General features: G+C 47.0%; 16 protein-coding genes, 1 tRNA gene and 1 pseudogene. 11 read left to right on the top strand and 7 right to left on the bottom strand.

From position 1 onward, the window contains the following. Positions 1-119 precede the first annotated feature (119 nt). Both BUA34_RS08450 and BUA34_RS08445 read left to right on the top strand, forming a co-directional pair. The gene (locus BUA34_RS08450; RefSeq protein ID WP_072828287.1) at positions 120-1331 is read left to right on the top strand and encodes a fibrobacter succinogenes major paralogous domain-containing protein; all 1212 of its coding nucleotides are present in this window, start codon (positions 120-122) and stop codon (positions 1329-1331) included. Positions 1332-1458: 127 nt separating this feature from the next. After that, positions 1459-1770 carry an LEPR-XLL domain-containing protein gene (locus BUA34_RS08445; RefSeq protein ID WP_175545432.1) on the top strand — a complete coding sequence of 104 codons (312 nt, stop codon included), beginning with the start codon at positions 1459-1461 and terminating at the stop codon, positions 1768-1770. Positions 1771-1953: 183 nt separating this feature from the next. On the opposite strand, the gene BUA34_RS08440 is transcribed toward BUA34_RS08445, so the two are convergent. From BUA34_RS08440 to BUA34_RS08425, 4 genes are all read right to left on the bottom strand, one after another. Beyond that, a tRNA-Pro gene (locus BUA34_RS08440) sits at positions 1954-2027 on the bottom strand. Between the two features lie 101 nt (positions 2028-2128). Continuing rightward, positions 2129-2584, bottom strand: a complete 456-nt coding sequence (locus BUA34_RS08435; RefSeq protein WP_072828285.1) for a Smr/MutS family protein — start codon at positions 2582-2584, stop codon at positions 2129-2131. 167 nt (positions 2585-2751) lie between these two features. After that, complete coding sequence (locus BUA34_RS08430; protein ID WP_254794390.1) at positions 2752-3681, bottom strand: LpxL/LpxP family acyltransferase; 930 nt, start codon at positions 3679-3681, stop codon at positions 2752-2754. 129 nt (positions 3682-3810) lie between these two features. Continuing rightward, on the bottom strand, positions 3811-5211 hold the full coding sequence (locus BUA34_RS08425; protein WP_254794389.1) for a UTP--glucose-1-phosphate uridylyltransferase: 1401 nt from the start codon (positions 5209-5211) through the stop codon (positions 3811-3813). Between the two features lie 47 nt (positions 5212-5258). Between BUA34_RS08425 and BUA34_RS08420 the strand changes: the two genes are divergently transcribed. Then, entirely contained in the window at positions 5259-6023 is a 765-nt protein-coding gene (locus BUA34_RS08420; protein ID WP_072828282.1) for a fibrobacter succinogenes major paralogous domain-containing protein, read from the top strand. Positions 6024-6120: 97 nt separating this feature from the next. Here the strand turns inward: BUA34_RS08420 and BUA34_RS08415 are convergent, their stop codons facing one another. After that, positions 6121-7269 (bottom strand): MraY family glycosyltransferase, encoded by a 1149-nt coding sequence (locus BUA34_RS08415; RefSeq protein WP_072828281.1) that lies wholly within the window; start codon positions 7267-7269, stop codon positions 6121-6123. 212 nt (positions 7270-7481) lie between these two features. On the opposite strand from BUA34_RS08415, the gene BUA34_RS08410 reads away from it, so the two are divergent. Next, a complete protein-coding gene (locus BUA34_RS08410) occupies positions 7482-7847 on the top strand; it encodes a eukaryotic translation initiation factor 6 (RefSeq protein WP_254794388.1) in 366 nt (121 codons plus the stop codon). Positions 7848-7850: 3 nt separating this feature from the next. Continuing rightward, a complete protein-coding gene (locus BUA34_RS08405; RefSeq protein WP_072828279.1) occupies positions 7851-8525 on the top strand; it encodes a LysE family translocator in 675 nt (224 codons plus the stop codon). Positions 8526-8572: 47 nt separating this feature from the next. Here the strand turns inward: BUA34_RS08405 and BUA34_RS08400 are convergent, their stop codons facing one another. Next, a complete protein-coding gene (locus BUA34_RS08400) occupies positions 8573-9544 on the bottom strand; it encodes a DHH family phosphoesterase (RefSeq protein WP_072828278.1) in 972 nt (323 codons plus the stop codon). A gap of 74 nt (positions 9545-9618) precedes the next feature. Between BUA34_RS08400 and BUA34_RS08395 the strand changes: the two genes are divergently transcribed. Beyond that, positions 9619-10464 carry a Cof-type HAD-IIB family hydrolase gene (locus BUA34_RS08395; protein WP_072828277.1) on the top strand — a complete coding sequence of 282 codons (846 nt, stop codon included), beginning with the start codon at positions 9619-9621 and terminating at the stop codon, positions 10462-10464. A 105-nt stretch (positions 10465-10569) separates the two neighbouring features. On the opposite strand, the gene BUA34_RS08390 is transcribed toward BUA34_RS08395, so the two are convergent. Continuing rightward, the gene (locus BUA34_RS08390; RefSeq protein WP_072828276.1) at positions 10570-11697 is read right to left on the bottom strand and encodes a DegT/DnrJ/EryC1/StrS family aminotransferase; all 1128 of its coding nucleotides are present in this window, start codon (positions 11695-11697) and stop codon (positions 10570-10572) included. Between the two features lie 100 nt (positions 11698-11797). Here BUA34_RS08390 and rpsT point away from each other — a divergent pair, with 100 nt between their 5' ends. From rpsT to BUA34_RS08365, 5 genes and pseudogenes are all read left to right on the top strand, one after another. Next, entirely contained in the window at positions 11798-12058 is a 261-nt protein-coding gene (rpsT, locus tag BUA34_RS08385) for a 30S ribosomal protein S20 (protein ID WP_012820070.1), read from the top strand. Positions 12059-12291: 233 nt separating this feature from the next. Continuing rightward, a pseudogene (locus BUA34_RS16280) lies at positions 12292-12858 on the top strand (ATP/GTP-binding protein); the annotation flags it as partial. 411 nt (positions 12859-13269) lie between these two features. After that, on the top strand, positions 13270-13695 hold the full coding sequence (locus BUA34_RS08375; RefSeq protein ID WP_072828274.1) for a roadblock/LC7 domain-containing protein: 426 nt from the start codon (positions 13270-13272) through the stop codon (positions 13693-13695). Positions 13696-13704: 9 nt separating this feature from the next. After that, positions 13705-14172: a hypothetical protein gene (locus BUA34_RS08370; RefSeq protein WP_072828273.1), complete on the top strand. Its 468-nt coding sequence runs from the start codon at positions 13705-13707 to the stop codon at positions 14170-14172. Between the two features lie 6 nt (positions 14173-14178). Continuing rightward, the gene (locus BUA34_RS08365; protein WP_072828272.1) at positions 14179-17070 is read left to right on the top strand and encodes a hypothetical protein; all 2892 of its coding nucleotides are present in this window, start codon (positions 14179-14181) and stop codon (positions 17068-17070) included. Position 17071 lies beyond the last annotated feature (1 nt).

The following is a 17071-nucleotide window of genomic DNA, read 5'->3' as shown; positions in this document are numbered from 1 at the left end:
CCTATGGTCTCAGGACCTCTTGAGGTGCTTAATAATAAATTTCTAATATTTATTGGGTATATGGAAGAGGTCTGCGGCATGTGCTTGTTTTGCGCTTGCTGCTGAAAAAGGAGTACAGAATGAGAAAGTTTGGAATGAATAGCGTCATTGCGAGCGTAGCGAAGCAATCTCTGCTAGCTCTTTTCTTGTCCATAGCCCTCATCGCTTGTGGCGGCGATAGCGGTACGTCACCCAATAGCGAAGAAAAAGATTCTTCCAGCAGCGTTCAAAAGGATGAATCTTCTTCCTCTTCAAGCAACAAGAAGGAAGTCTCTTCTTCTAGTAGCCAAAAGATTGCTTCGTCCTCTTCGACTCCTCGCAATGACGTGAAGTCGTCATCCTCGAAGCGTAGCGAAGGGGATCCATCAAGTTCTAGTCAAAAGATTGCTTCGTCGTCTTCTGTCAAGACTGTTTCTTCTTCTTCCGTTGCTCAGAGCAGTAGCAGTAAGCAATCCTCTTCCAGTAAAAAAGTAGAATCTAGTTCTAGCCAAAAGATTGCCTCGTCGTCTTCTGTCGCTCCTGCTTCGAGTTCAAGTAAAAAAGTTGAGTCGTCCAGCAGCGAGTATAATCCGTTTGATCATTCAAAGACGCATGCTGCAGATTGGGAAATCGGAGAAAATCGTTATAAGACTTTTGTTGATCCTCGTAATGGGCGAAGCTATTATTATATCACTATTCCAGGGCGTGTCTTTAAAGAAATGGGTGCTAATGGTAAAGCCATTTGGGCTGAGGATACTGTTACCGTCATGGCTGAAAATTTGAATATTGGTAAGATGGTTCTTGGCGAAAATGATCAGAATGATGATGGTGAAATTGAACGTTATTGTTATAATAATGATACAACGTATTGTGATGAATTCGGTGGCCTTTACCAGTGGGCAGAAATGATGCAATTGCCGAGCCGTTGCAATACTGAAAGTTGTGCTGAATTAATACAAGAGAATCATCGAGGAATTTGCCCGGAAGGTTGGCGATTAATGACTTTTGATGATTACAAAATTATAGAAAATGCAGATGGTAATGAAGAACATGGCATTGCAGGACTGCGTTCTGGATACCGCTTTAACGGCTACAATACTACAGGTTTCTCCCTTGTTGGTGCGGGGTATAGGTCTGAAGAAAAAAAATTTGAAAATTTGAATGAATATGCATTTTGGTTTTTCCCGACAGAGAAGGCGAGCGAAAAAGCGTATGTGGGGCTTATTTCGATTACCAACGATGATGGTATTTCTGAGAGTGATTGGAGTATAAAACAAGAAGGTCTCTCTGTTCGTTGTGTAAAACTCGAATAATTTCCTTATAAAATATTAAGGCGGATTACATCCGCCTTCCTTGCGTTATTCCGACTTGGTGTCGGAATTTCCTTACCAAAAGTTTAATTAAAAATCGGCGTACGTTGGTATGCCAAAGGCAATCCTTATGTCCAAAATGAACAACAACTCCCGTAAAAACGTTAAAAACTCTAAAAACGTCTCTAAAAAGGCGGTTCGTTCAAGAAAAAGTTCTAAAAAGAACTTTAAAATTGAAACTCTTGAACCTCGCTTGATGATGGATGCTTCTGCGGGGTTTGATGTCGATAAAATCGAAGAATATACAAGTCAGTTTGAAACGATTGCGACTATAATTAGTGAAAAAGCTTCGTCTGCAATCGAGTATTTTAATGAAGTTGATGTTACTAATGTAGGGGTGCCTAAAAAATTTAAACCGTTTCTTATCGGAATAGCGAGATAAGATAAAATCCTCACTTGCGTTTCGGATTTTACCCTTCGGGTTACGCCTTGCGGCGTAATCTCTAAATCGCCCGTAGTTCGCTTCGCTCTCGGGGCGATTTAGTCGAACTCACTTCGTGAGTTCTCATTTGCTCTATGCTGTATAAAACAAAAAAGACTCCATTATGGAGTCTTTTTGTTTTAGTCGGAATAGCGAGATTCGAACTCACGACCTCTTGCTCCCGAAGCAAGCGCTCTACCAGGCTGAGCTATATTCCGTTTTGTTTTTGTCTTGACGATTCGTCGTTGACGCGCACAATTATAGTTAATTTCGATTGAGTTTTAAAGGGGTGAGTGCGAAAAAAGTGAATTTTTTTTGATTATTTCTTCTTTTTTGCGGGTTGTGGGTGGGGCTTGCCGATTTTCATAATGCTGGAGCCCGCGTTGTCGGGTTCAACTTTGTAAAATACAACGCGATTTTTCCATTCAGAGCGCACTTTACGGTCTATGATGCGCTTGACGTTGCCGTATTCCGGATTGCCGCCCCCGTGAATCACGCGCAGAACGCTGAGGCCTGCGATGAGGAGGTCGTCGATGCGACGTTCAACGGCTTCGGCTGCTTCTTCGGAGGTAAGTCCATGAAGGTCAATTTCGTCTTCGGGGTTCGGGAGTTCCCAAGCTGCAGGATTGCGGCGCATTTTCTTGCCGCGTGTGGCTCGCTGCGGTCTAGATTCGGCTTCTGCTTCGGCCTGAATTTCGGCAAGTTCGTCCTTGTCTTGCATGGGGTGGTTTTTGATCCACTCTAATTGGAATTCTTCTTCAGCGTTTAAAGGCATTGTATATCTCTTTTTGTGCTAAATATAAAAAAAGCTTCATGCAAACTGTGTAAGGCGATCCCGTCCCCATTCGCGGATCATGACTACTAAGCAGCAAAGCTGCAAGTAGTCAAAGAGAACGGAGTCCGGGATGACAGATCGGGGTGACATTGCGTTTGGCATTGTTTTTAGAGTGTTGCTGTGAAATTCCTGTGGTAATTCCAGCTCCACTGTTCGGGGTGCTCGGCAATCCATGTTTCGACTTCGCGTGCGATTCCCGTGACGAGCGCGCTTTCTGATGGCGCGGCATTTTCTTCGCTTTGACCGTATAATCTAGCGTGTGTCTCGTCGCCATGTTGTATATCATACTTTGGCGGGTAGTAGCTTTCAAAGCGGATTACGATGCGCTTCTTTTCGCTCCATGTGCGGAATGTGACGATTCCTGCTCCCATTTCGTTTATTTTTTGCGGGAGGCGCAAATAGAGCGTGCTGGGGCGGCCGAATAACGAGACCGTGTTCCCTTTGGTGTGTTTGCCTTGGTCGATGACCATCGCGAGAATTCCTTTTGTGTGGAATAGCTCGCGGATAAGGCGTCCTGTTTCGTCGGGATGGTATTCGGTCAAGTGCGGATCGCTGCGGAGTTCTTTGAGGACTTCGCGAAATGCTGGGTCGCCGACGGAATCTGTGATGAGGTGAACGTGTTTGCTGTAGCGGCAAAGAGCGCGGTGCATCAGTTCGAATGCCCCTTGGTGGATGCTGATACCTGCGATGGGGGCTTTTTGTTTGGCGCAATCTGCGATGGCGTTGCGGATGATATGCTCGTTCTCGTACACGATTCGGTTTTCAATGCTTTTGAAACGTGCGAGTCCGCGGTAGGATTCTAGCGCATTCCAAAAGATGCCTCGGAATGTGTCGCGCGCATTTATCTTTGCAATTGCATTGGGGGGCGGGCTTTTCTCATTGTGCGGCATCTTGTTGGTGTCGTAGCGTTCTCTTGCCTTGTATTCCTTTGCGGCTGCCAAGTGCTTTTCAACGCGCCCGTAGGCGCGCTTCTTGTGCAATGCTTTGTAGACGGGGAATGTAATCGCAAAAAGTGCCGAATAGAATATGTTCGGCAACCATAATAAGGCGTATAGAAAAGTTTTATATAAAGTTTTTCTCACTAATGTCATGCCCGATTTTGTCGGGCATCTCCTTTGCAGAAATGGAGATTCCCGCTTTCGCGGGAATGACAGGCTGACGCCTGGTTATTCTTCTTCAAATTCCAGGATGTTTCTACCGAGTTCGCGGTCAAAGACGCTTTGCTTGAGACCTTCGCCTGCGTAGCTAATGGTCGGCGAAATCTCGTACAACTTCTTTTCGTCGATTTTCACATGTGCCTTGCGGAGCCAATCACGGTGGAGCTTGCCAATCATGATGCGTGCGGTCTTCGGAGAATCGTTTCCTTCGGCATTCTTGACGGGGCTGAATTCTTCTTCGCGCACAACGCCGAATGGGAGCATAGAACCGAGCTGCGGGAATGCATCAAAGAGGAATTGTTCGAACTTGAAGCACTTTTCGATGCCACAAACGGTTTTGCGGGCGGTGTGCCACGGGAGTTTACTCGTCTGCAACTTGCGAAGTCCGCTGATTTTAAACAAGTGAATAGCGATGTTGCCGCCATCGAACGTGAGACTGCCATCTGCATTCGTCATGTCGCGGTAGTTTTCTGGAAGGTCGCTGTATTCGACAACGCCCGGCTTCTTGTTCTGGAATGCAAAAATGCCGACTTTTTCGTTCGGGCCAGCTTTGTGCACAACCTTCGAGGCGCTGAGAATGGTGCCTTTTTCGGCGAGTGCGCCAATGAATGCCGGGTCGCAAATGCGGCAGAGGGCGTTATCGACGCTGTAGAGGAATACGTATTGCACGCCACGTTCCACAAGCCAAGCGAGAGTCCCGCTCTGGGCAAGTGCGCGGAAACAACCGCCGTTTCCATCAGGCACGAGTGCCAAATGGTCTTCACCGTCGCGGACAGCCTTGCCGTCAGCGGTGAGGGCACAAATCGTTCCTTGCTGGAAGAATCGGATGTCTTCGCGGTTCAGGCCAAAGAAATTGTTTTCGCTGAAAAAGTTGACGGTCGCTTCGTGGTTGAGCGGGCTCGTCATGATGCACCACGGAATGGCGTGACCAACGCGGGCACCCAAGTTGCGCAAACGTTCGGCCTGCAACTGGAACAAACTCTTGTGGCTCGGAAGGCCAATATCGAACATGCCCTTCGGACCATCGAAACCGAGGCGGGAACCTTGTCCGCCGGCAACGAGGAATGCTGCTACCTTGCCTTTGCTCAAAAGAATTTCGCCGGTCTCTTTCCAGAAATCGTAACGGAGATCGTCTGTTGCGAGTTTCCACGGCATCGGAGTGAGGTCTGCAGAAACGTTGTCACTCAAATTTGCGGCTGATTTTTCGGCATGCAAGGCTTTCAATTCTTGCCAATCCTGGCTTATAATATCGCGTTCGAGATTGGCACGGGCGTCACCCGTCAATGTTTCAAGATGGGCCGCTAATTCTTGCTGACCCGCTGCATTCAAAGTTTCGATGATATTCATGCAGTGAAATATAGAATGTTGCTTGGACTTATTATGATGGCTTGTCGTTTTTTGAATCCGCATACAGATACTTTTTATGCTAAATTTTATATGTAAAAAAGGAGAATTCTGTGAAAAAAATAATTGGTCTTTGTGCATCGCTTGTTTCATTCATGAACTTGACCGCCTGTGATAATGTGTTATTGGATCCTCGTGACAATCATGTGTACCGGACGGTAACCATTGGGAACCAAACTTGGATGGCTCAGAACCTGAATTACAGGTTTGTGACGCCTGAGGGAGATTCTGCTAGCTATTGCTACCATGGCATTCCTGACAGCTGCACCAAGTATGGACGTTTTTATACGCGAGACGCTGCCATGGACTTAATGGGGCTGCTTCCTGGTAATACGCCCTTCAAATGCAATGGTTCTGGTGCTTGTGGCGTGTCGGGAAGAGTTCGTGGTGTATGTCCGGAAGGCTGGCATTTACCTAGCAAGGCAGAGTGGGATACTCTGATAGCCAATGTGGGTGGACCGGAAATGGCCGCGAAAAAGCTTCGGTCTACAAGTGGATGGAATGACAATGGTAAAGAGGCTTGTGGCAACGGCACGGACGATTATTTGTTTACTGTTGTGCCTGCCGGCCTTGGGTTTATTAATCATTGGGATGATGTTTATGATGGAACGGTAAGATCCCAATATTCCACGGCTCAAGGGATGTATGCCTTTTTTTGGAGTTCAACGGATAATGATGAGGAATACAAAACGTATTTTTGGGGAGCGAGCGCGTGCGAAAAAGATAATCTTACGTCTCCGGAGTCCATTGGCGGAATGCAACAGAGTGCCTTCCGTTTCTCATTGGCTTTCTCGGTCCGCTGCATAAAGGATTATTAAGACCCGAATTGTTTTCAACGCAAAAAAAATGGCCCCGACGAGTGCGGGGCTTTCTTTGTAACTGATTGATAACGAGTAACTGCAGCTCTGCCGCAAATTACCTTATTCCGAAGAATACGACCATGCTGAAGATGAGCGCGAAGATGCTCACCAAGTGCATGCGCCACACAATCTTGGAATTCATGAGCGGCTTGCTCGGGAAGCGTCCGTCCCATTTCTTTTGGTAGTGGTGGTGGAGCGGTGCGCAAAGGAATATGCGCTTACCAGTGCCCGTTGCTTTCTTGGTAATCTTGAACCAGGTAATCTGCATCAACACGGAGCAAGCTTCAGCGATGATGATAATGCAAACGATGGGGAGGAAAAGCCCTGCTTGTACGAGAATGAACATGATGCCGATGGCGGCTCCGAAACCCACGGAACCGGCGTCACCCATGTAGATTTCTGCCGGAGGGCTGTTGAACCACAGATAAGCTAGCAATGCGCCTGCAATGGAGGTCGCCAGCGGGAAGAGTTCGTCGCAACCGGGGAGATACGGGACGCTCAGGTACTGACTGAAGATAAAGTTCCCGCTCACGTAGGCCACAAGTCCGACGAATACCATGCTTGTGAGAATGGGGACGGAAACGAGGCTGTCGAGGCCGTCCGTGAAGTTCGTTCCGTTGGCGGATGCCGCGATGACGAACGTCATGAAGGCAACGAAAATCCAGTTGGGAAGGTGAATCTGGAATACATCAATCGGGCAGAACGGAATGGTCAAATCGCCTTTGAGTTCGGGGATGAACTTGTAGCAGAAAACGGCAACGACAAAACTGAACAAAAAGTAAAGGAAGAGTCTGAGCGAACTGGAAATGCCATCGGCCTTGTCCATGTATTCGGCTGCTTTGAGCTTTCCCTGGTTCACGAGGCGCTTGGCACGGACCTTGGCCATGTCGTCAGTAGCGCCCACGGCACTGAACAATGCTAAAATGACAAGCGTTGAAATTGTGTAGCCATTCATCTGGCATACAAGCAGCGATACGATTTCTACAACAATAACGAGAAGGAGACCGCCCATGATGGGAGGGGATTTTGTCTTGCCGTCTTTATCGAAGTCGCTAGTGGCATCGAGTCTTTGCAGAAAGCGGATATACTTGGGCATAAAGAATAGCACCAAGATAATGGAGAGCATGGCGGCGGCACCCGCACGGAACAGACGACCATCGAAAAGGTCAATGTGTGTTGTTTGATAGAGCCAATGACAAAGCATTTTTTTAGAGCTTAGAACCTAGATTTTAGAACTTAGAAGTGTCATCCTGAGTGTCCCTGGCCCTGTAGGGGGACTGGGGATAGTCGAAGGATCTAAAAAATGAGAAAAACATGAATAGGGGCACAAAGCAAGATGGACTGCGTAAAAATAAAATATTGTAGTTATATTGGCTAGGAATTGTAAAAAATTCTACATTTAGTTATATGAGTGAAATGGATATCGAATGTCCGCATTGCGGAACGAAATTTAAGGTCCAGATAGACGGGGACTTCTCGAACATGATGGTGTTCCCGTGCGCTTGGTGCCAAACTCCCTTGATGTGCTATCATGGGGAGGTTTCGGAGCTTGACCGCGAAGAGTTTACGAAGTTGCGCCAAAGACTTTCGAAGGTCTTGGATGTCGTAATGCGTCAGGATGGTACTGTGGGCGAGGTGGCAAATACACTCAAGAAACTTGTGGATGTTTCGAACAATCGTGCCGCGGATCGTGAACATCCGGCGATTACGGATGATGAGCTTGACGCCTTGCAAAAGGATCTTGCGGACCTTGATGTGGATGCTTTCTTGAGTAAACTGTAAAACATGCTTGAATTTTTCATCGCTGCGCTTGTTATCGGTATCGCTCCGGGACCAGATAATTTATTTGTACTAGCGCAAAGCGCTACTTATGGGGCGCGTCTCGGTATATGTATTATTCTTGGACTTTGCACGGGGATTGCAATACATACTTGCCTTTTAGTGGCTGGCGTATCGGCTCTCATTGCGGCTAGCCCAACGGCATTTTTTGTAATCCAGTGCCTTGGGGCTGCTTATTTGCTGTATCTCGCGTACAAGAGTTTTGGCGTGAGAGTCGGTGTTGTTCAGATGAGTGGAGATTCCCGGTCGGAGCCGGGAATGACAAATGCAGATTCGAAGGATCCAGTAAAGTCTAGCGATGCGGGTGGCGGCGTTCCTTCTGCACGTAGCCTTTACTTGCGCGGTGTGATAATGAATCTCACGAACCCGAAGGTGATTCTTTTTGTACTTTCGCTGATTCCGCCGGCAGTACGCTTGGAACGCCCGATCCACCCGAGCTTGCAAATGGCAATCTTTGGTGCGGAATTTATCGTAGCGACGATGATTGTGTTCGGAAGTATCGCTCTTTTGGCCGGTTCGGTCAAAAAGTATCTTTTGACATCGCCAAAGGCGAACCGCAATCTGAACTGGTTCAGCGGTTGCGTGTTTGTTTTCTTGGCTATCGCACTTTTTGCGCTATAAAAAAACGCGCGAAATGAATTTCGCGCGCTTTTCAAAGATTTTATTGCTTACTTTTCTGTAACGTTGTTTTGAAGTTGTTCCTGAATGAGCTTCAAGAGTTTTGTAATCGTCTCTTCGGGGCTTTCTTTGGAATTTCCGCCTGCGGCGCGAACGTGACCGCCTCCGCCAAAGGCTCCTGCAACTTTGTTGACATCGACAACATAATTGCTTCGTAGGCTAATCTTGTATTCGCCGTTGACGGGGTATATGAATATGGCTACTTCAGTACCGCTGACTTCGCGAAGAGTGTCGATCACGTTGCTCAGTTCGACCGGCGTCACGGAATAGCGGACCATGTCTTCGGGGGTAAGGTAACTGTAAACGACTTTCCCATCGAGAGCCAGCTTGCTGTTCATCATTACGTATCCGGTGACAACGGTTTGGATGTACGTTCTTGTGTAGTACGTTTCGTTGATGATACGTGTGAAGTCGATTCCTTTTTCGAGCAAGTTGCCGATAGCTTCCATCGTTTTTTGCCCGGTACTGCTGAACTTGAACGCTCCCGTATCGTGCACAATGCCCAAATAGAGACATTCGGCTGTATCTTTAGAAATTTTGTCCGGATTCAGCAAAAAGTACAGGACTTCGCATGCTGAACTGGCCTTGGCATCGACAACGTTTACAGTACAGAGATTCAGCGGATTGCTGATGTGGTGGTCGATGTTGCAGGTCTTGCGGGCTGCCTTGATGCAAGGTTCGCCGTTGGCGCCGACACGTTCAAACGAAGGCGTGTCTATGAGAAACGCCAGGTCGTATGTTCCGAACTCATCGCTATAGTCTTCGTTTGTATTATTGGCGTTGGGGAGAAGCTTGTAATTTTCTGGGAAGCGTTCCAAGAAAATATGGACTTTGATGGATGGGTAATTGTCCTTGATGTAGGTGAAAAGGCCGAGCGTGGAACCCACGCAGTCTCCGTCGGGGCGGACATGTCCAAAAATGGCAACGCTTTTTGCTTCTATGAGTAATTCATCAATTTGCATAAGGTTTCCTTCTTTTAAGAAAAATGTAAATAAAAATTTTTGGTGAAATTGGTGGACTTTCTATATTTGGCTCGATGAAACTTCTTTTTACTGATTTGGACGGAACGCTTCTTGATGATGCTAAGAACATCAGCGAAGCGGACATGGCTGCAATACACGCGATGATAGACGCGGGGCATAAGTTCGTGATGACGACTGGCCGCCCGCTTACAAGCGTGAAGCGAATTGCAAAAAAGTACGGCTTTTTGCAGCCGGGATATTTTTTGGTGAGCTTCAATGGCGGTTTGATTTACGATTGCGGAACTGGCGAATCAATTTTGACACGGCGTATTTCTGTCGATCAGGTGAAGTTCATCATGGACGAGGCGCACAAGCGCGGAATGCATGCGCATACGTATGCGGGCGATTTGGTTGTGAGCGAATACGAAACGGAACAACTCAAAACGTATTGCCGCTTGATGCAAATGGATTATGTTGTTGTTGACGATATTCGTACATATTACAATGGACAGGTGAATGCGAACGGCCCGATAAATGTTGTGGTCAAGCCTCCGATCAAGGTAAACGTCATTACGCCGTTTGAACATTCGAGTCTCGTAGATTTCCGTGCCGACATGCGGACTGTGACTGCAGGTAAGTTGTTCGATGTGTTCAGCAAGCCTGAAATGCTGGAATTCTCGCACATGCTTTCGAACAAAGGTGCTGCAGTGCGCTACATGGCGGATTTTTATCATGAGCCGATTGAAAATACGATAGCCGTGGGCGATGAAGAAAACGATTGTCCGATGATCGAGGCTGCCGGTGTTGGTGTGGCGATGGCGAATGCCTCTCAGGCGGCAAAGGCTGTTGCCAATTACGTGACCGAGCACGACAACAATCATTCAGGAATTACCGAAGTTATCGAAAAATTTGTTTTGTAGTCGTTAGTCAATGGTCGTTGGTCGCTAGTTGAAAAGGTCGCGACGAAGTCACCAGATTTAAACTAATAACTATTGACTAATAACTAGTAACTAGCTATTTCGCTTTTACATTTCTTTCTTAAGTCTCGCGATAATCTCATCCACGTCTGTGAAGGCGCACATGGGGAGGCTCACGACTTTTTTGCTTGCTTCGACAGCGTTTGTATTGACTTTATCTTGAACAAGTTCTTTAAAGCAAGGCTGTTCGTGCAATGGGGCGGGGTAGTGGATGCAGTGGGGAATTCCTGCATTGTCGAGTTGCTTGATAAATGATTCGCGGTTGTCTGCCAGCACGGTGTATTGCGCGTAGGTGCTCGTGTTGCCACTTGCAATTTTTTGCGGTACAATTTTTGCACGGTTGTCGTTAGCACCGTTGGCACCTTTAGCAGCGTTGTTGCACTCTGCGAAAAATTCGTCATATTTGCGGGCGTTTTCGCGGCGCATGTTCAGCTCATCCTTGAAATGACGGAGCTTGACTCGCAGGACTGCTGCTTGGATAGCATCAAGTCGGCTGTTCAAACCGCAGATTTCGTGGACATAACGTGTATTGCTGCCGTGATTTGCAATCAGGCGGATTTTTTTTGCGAGTTCATCGTTTTGCGTGAAAAGTGCCCCGCCGTCACCGTAGCAGCCGAGCGGCTTTGCTGGGTAAAAGCTTGTGATGGAAATGTCCCCGAATGTGCAGGCGTGAGCTCCATTTTGTGTGGCGCCGAACGCCTGTGCCGAGTCTTCGATAAGCCAAAGTCCGTGCCTGTGGGCTTTTTCCTTGATAATCTTATAATCTGGGCACTGGCCAAATAAGTTGACTGCGATAATCCCGCGCGTTCTTTTTCCGACTAAAGTTTCAATTTCCTCGGGCGAAATCTGCAGTGTTTCGGAATTGATGTCTGCAAATTTCGGAATGCCGCCAAGCCTCATGACGCATTCGGCGGGTGCAATGAAGGTGAAATCTGGGACGATGACTTCGTCTCCCGGTTCAATTCCGAGAGCCATAAGAGCGATGGTCAATGCGTCGGTTCCGCTTCCGCAGGTGACAACGTGCTTTGTTCCAGTAAATGCTGCAAGTTCAGCTTCGAGCCCCTGAACGATCGGACCACCTATATAGCATCCGCTGTCCAGGACGTCTTGTTCTGCTTTTAAAAATTCAGATTTGTAGGCTTCGCGTTGCGCACGTACATTGATAAACGGAATCATGGTGTGCAATTTAGCATTTTCCCGCCCCTTGACAACTTCCAAACTTTTACTATCTTTGTGCTAACATTTTTTAAGTAGGTTTTCACCCGGAGATTTTAAGGTGCCTCAACACAAGTCTTGCAAAAAGCGTTTGCTCCAGGCCGAAAAGGCCAACGCAATGAACCGTTCCACTCGTAGCGCTATCCGTGCTAGCCTCAAGGTTATCCGCACTGCTGCTACAAAAGCTGCTGCCCTCGAAGAAATGCCGAAGCTCTTCAGCATGCTCGACAAGGCTGCCGTTTCTCACCGCGCTGGTTTCTGCGCCAACCGTGCTGCCAACTACAAGGCCAAGGTTGCTAAGGTCATCAACGGCCTCGCTTAATTAGAGTCTTTTTACAGATTTTAAGCAAAATGAACCGATATACAGGAGTATGTCGGTCTGTTTTGTTATTTAAAAATTGTGACAAAAATGTCGCGAAACATGGCGAGGGTAAAATTTTTTTGATTTTTAGACGAAAAATTGTGATTTTGGTTAAAAAAAGCCAAAAAATGAAAATTTTATTTTGATTACGAAACTTTTTTACTAGATTAAGTACTGGGTTTCAAGGAATTATAATGTCGTCTATTAATTTTGCTACAAGAGAAATTAGTTGTAAGGTCGTTTACTATGGTCCTGGTCTGAGTGGTAAAACCACGAATCTTCAGGTGATTCATCAGAAAATGCCTCAAGACAAGCGTACTGACATGGTCTCGCTTGCGACTGAAGGTGATCGTACCTTGTTTTTTGACTTTTTGCCTCTGAATTTGGGCGATATTAAAGGGTTTAAGACTCGCTTCCAACTTTATACCGTTCCTGGTCAGGTCTATTATAATAGCACTCGTAAGCTTGTGCTTCGCGGTGTTGATGGAATCGTCTTTGTTGCTGATTCCCAGCGTTCTCGTCAGGCCGAAAACTTGGAAAGCCTCCAGAACTTGCGCCAGAATTTGCAGGACTACGGCATGAACTTGGATGATATCCCGTTTGTTTTGCAGTATAACAAGCGCGATATGGAAAACGTTTTTACTCTGGACGAGATGAACGAACAGCTCAATCCGGATAAAAAAATCCAGTTTTTCCCGGCAACCGCCCATAATGGTAAGGGCGTTGTAACAACGTTAAAGACAATCGCCATGTTGGTGATTGAAAAGTTTAATGTGAAGCAGGGGTTTTTGCGTAAGGCCGCAGGCAATGCAAACAACGCCGCAGGTCAGACTGCGACCGAAGCTCCGGCCGAAAATGCCGATGCTGGTAAACCGCAGAATGAAGCTGCCCCTGCAGCTCCGCAACAGCCGACATCCCCGTTCCGCATGCCCTCGTTTGCCGCAAAGCCGCAGGCGAATGCAGCGAACTCCGGCGGTGCTGGTTCAGGATTATTCCAGAAGGGTGCGATGTCTTCGCCGTTTGCTCGTCCACGTGTAGCGACTGCAGTTCCTAGAATGCCAACGTTTGGTCGTCCTGTTGAAAAACAGGCGCAGTCGGATGATGATGACGAAATTGTCTTGCGTCCATACAAGCCGAAGGACAAGTAAAGTTTTTTGTTTGTGGTTTAAATTATGAGCGATTATACAATTTATTCTGATGATGCTAACAAAGTGCGTCGCTTGATGACTGCCTATCAAGCAAGTGTCAAGTGCGAATATGTTGTTCTTTGCCATCGCGATGGAAATATCATTGCAGAGGTAGGGTCTTTAGGTTCTGATTTAGATGCAACGCCTCTTGCCGTTTTGAGTATTGCTGCATTTGACTCTTCACGTCAGATTGGAGTTATGCTGGGTGGTGAAAAATTCCAGTCCGTTTCTTTTGCGGGCGAGAATCGTTCCGTTTATATTTCCCCAGTGGACCAATCGCTTTTGCTCGTACAGGTATTCAAGGGCGGCAAGCTCCCGAATCGTATCGATGACTTTAACCGCTTGCTAGTGGAAAAGTTGGAGGACGCCGTTCCTGCGTTTACGCAGAATACGAGCAGTCTTGTCCGCTAGGAGGTGCTTGTGGCAGGCCGGTTTCCGCCACTGCGAAATATAAGAAAGACTACTGTTATTGCAATAGCCTTTTTTTTAGGTTTCTTTATTCACCGAGTTGTCACGATTTTTATTGATGACGAAGTCAGTTTTACGGACAATTCCGATATTGAACTTTCTCCGGCGAATAGCGTTGTTTGCCGCCATATCGTGAATGGGGAGCCTTTCGGTGCTGATAGCGTTTTCGAAGAAAATACACGACTTTACGTTTTTTCGTCTATAACAAATTCTGCACGTTATCAGGAAGATACTCTGTTCCACATTTGGTTCTTGGGAATAGATACGATTTTTGTCGAGCCTTGTAACCTTACGGGTGATGTTTGCAGTTCGATGCTTGCATCTGATTTAGTCGAGCTTGGCGAATGGAGCGTCGATTTGGTGGCGGGCCGCAAGTTGCTTGCTAGCAGGCAGTTCCGCGTGGTGACTCCTTCCCGGTAGTTTTGTATGCGGTCTATTCCTTTAGGCCTGCTATTTGTCAGTCTAGCCTTTGCGTTGGATGTGGATTCACTCCCGGTTTGGGACCCTTCTATTCTTGAAAAAAATGCTTTAGAAAATGCGTCGGAAACGGCAGATTTTGTCGCAACAACGGATGCGTCTGATTCATCTCATGCAGAAATAGAAACTCACGGTTATAAAACGATGCAAGTAACGGTGGGCGATGGCGGAACCCAAGTCGATCAGGAACTGCGTCTTTCGATACAAGGGCGCCTTTCGGACAGCGTTTACATTGATGCTCTTTTGTCGGATGTGGACCGCAAGGCGGGTGACCAGACGACGGCAACACTACAGGAAGTAGACCAGATTTATTTCAGGGTTGAATCTCCGTTTGCTGTACTTCATTTGGGCGATTTTACATGGGAAGACAATTCCATGGGGCTTTCTTCATTTAGCCGTTCTTCGCTTGGAGCCATGGCAACATTGCGTTATTGCGGTTCCAAAGTAAGTGGCAAGGCCAGTGGTGCTTGGGGTACGGACGAGGTGACGCGTTATTCGCGTTCGTTTAGCGGTGTTCAAGGGCAACGCGAGGGGTATTATTTAGATGAATCGGCGGGGTTCATTTCGGTGGTGCCAAATTCCGAAAAAGTTTGGCTGAACGGTGTAGAACTTGTCCGTAACCGCGATTACGAAGTGAATTATGCTGGCGGTCTTTTGAATTTTAAGAATGGAATTATTCCTGGAAGCGATGATGTTATTTCGGTGGAATACGACGCTTATTTGGACGATGATATTTATACGATGTATGCTGTTCGTGGTAGTCTGCGAATGGAAAACTTGTTCTTTGATGTGTCCGGATTCCATTTGGAAAATGACGTGGAACGCATGCGAAAAAGCACGCTTGACAGTGCTGATTATGAGCTTTTGAAAAATGACCGTGGCGAAAATTTAGGGGCAGGTTCGTCGCTCCAAGAATTGCATCGTCCGAAAATGTCGGAACGCTTGGGCGCAAGGCTTCGTTTGCAGGCGGAGCACCGCTTTTATGCGGATGTTGAACTTGGGCTTAACCGCATGGATTCCAATACGGTTTCTGATGATGTGGGCGGGCCGAGCGGTCGTGCTTTTAGGTGGTTCGTGACATCGGACTCGACACAGAATTTGCAGGCGTTCCCGGTTGCTCTTTCGGTTTATGGAAACTTTGTTCAGGAGGGCTTTGCCATTTCTGAATTTAGCGGGAGCGATAGAGATTGGGATGCGTATGCGCTTAGAAACGAGTGGGACTTGGATAGTGCGCTTTTGAAAGGCGACTTGCGCCATGATGAACTTGCGCTTCGAATCCGCTTGGGCAAGGATTGGTTCGGAACGGCAAAGTGGGGGTACCGTCGTGGCGATGATGAAAAGTGGAATTCTTCGCGGTCGCAATTGTCGCTTGTTCATCGTAATTTAGATGCCATGAGCGAGTTTACGGCATCGTATGTTTCTAGCGTGCAAAACGTGGAGCAGAAACGGTATCAGGGAACATTCTCGTCGGAGTTTTTGCGCGGATTCTTTAGACCTTTTGGCAATGGCGATGTGCGCTATTCCGTGGTGGATTCGCTTGGAAACAAATCAGAACGTGGTTATGCAAAAACTGCTTTTGGGGCATCGCTGAATGAGGACTTGTGGAACGTAAGGGAATCGGTCGGGACGCTTACGGTGCGCAAACATGATATGAAAAAAGGCGAGGGGTGGCGCGATTCCGTGAATTCTGTGACTTGGACGCAATCGGCTGAAGCGAATTTCCGCAAATTCAATTTGTCGCATTTGTTGCAGTATTCACATGCTGTATCGGATTCCTTGGGCGCTTCGGATTCATGGGTGGGTGATTTGAATACAAATTTTGGCGATGATGACATGGGGCTGCAGGGCTCTGTCGCTTATCGATTTGGAATGACGTCAGAACAGACTTACACGGCTATTTACAAGGCTGTGGCGAAGGGAACGGGTGATGTGCGCTATGATAGCCTTACGGGAGCTTTTATTGAAGGTGTAGACAATGGTGACTTTGTCTATGAAGGAATGGGCCGCAACGACTCAGTTGGGGCCGTGCTTTCGTCTAATGCATCGCTTGAAGCTTCGTTGGAATGGAATCCGGGTGTTTCGCTCGGAATTAATCAGGGACTTTTGCGCGATATAACGCTTAGCGCATCGTACCATTCTGAAGCTGAAGATACAACGGGTAAAAAGATTTATTTCCCTCCGGTTGTGCCTGCGGGGTTAAAATCGGTGACTGCGGGAACTGTCTCATGGGAAGCGACTCTTGCTTGGGACCATCCGTCAGGAGTGATGGCGCAGTATAATCCAAGTGCTTTATACGAAAAGAAAATGTCTTCGATCGGATATTATCAGGATATTTTCGATCATAAGATTTCGGCGGGTTTAAAAATAAACGAAGATCATTACATTGGTATAGATAATGTTTTTGAATCGGTCAATTTGACCGCTCTTCAAAGATTGAATTGGAATATTTGGGATATTTCAGGAAAATACACGTGGAAATTGCCCGCTGGTTTCCGTTTAGAACCGCGTATCCGTTATCGTGAAGGTTCTGGTGAAGATGATTTGAAATCTTCATTCGGTGCATATCTTTGGGAAGAAGAAATCCGCGTGGGTTATGAAAAAGAAGGGCTTGTCGACGGTCATGTTTCTTTTGCTTCAATACAAATGAATGAACGTGATGGCGAAATTCCTTACCAGATGATGTCCGGCTTTAGCGATGGTGTGACTTACAGGCTTGAAACCATGGTTTCGGTCGAGGTGAATAATTTCTTGTCTCTTTCTCTCCGTTATATTTTGCGCTTTGGTGATGCTGAAGAAAATGTGTTTCAAAAATTGTCGAGCGAGGCTAAGGCGTATTTCTAGT

Source organism: Fibrobacter sp. UWB12 (assembly GCF_900142485.1).
In the GTDB taxonomy this organism is placed as follows: Bacteria; Fibrobacterota; Fibrobacteria; order Fibrobacterales; family Fibrobacteraceae; genus Fibrobacter.
Note: the sequence above shows the minus strand (reverse complement) of the source record. Positions and strands in the feature narration are given on the sequence as shown.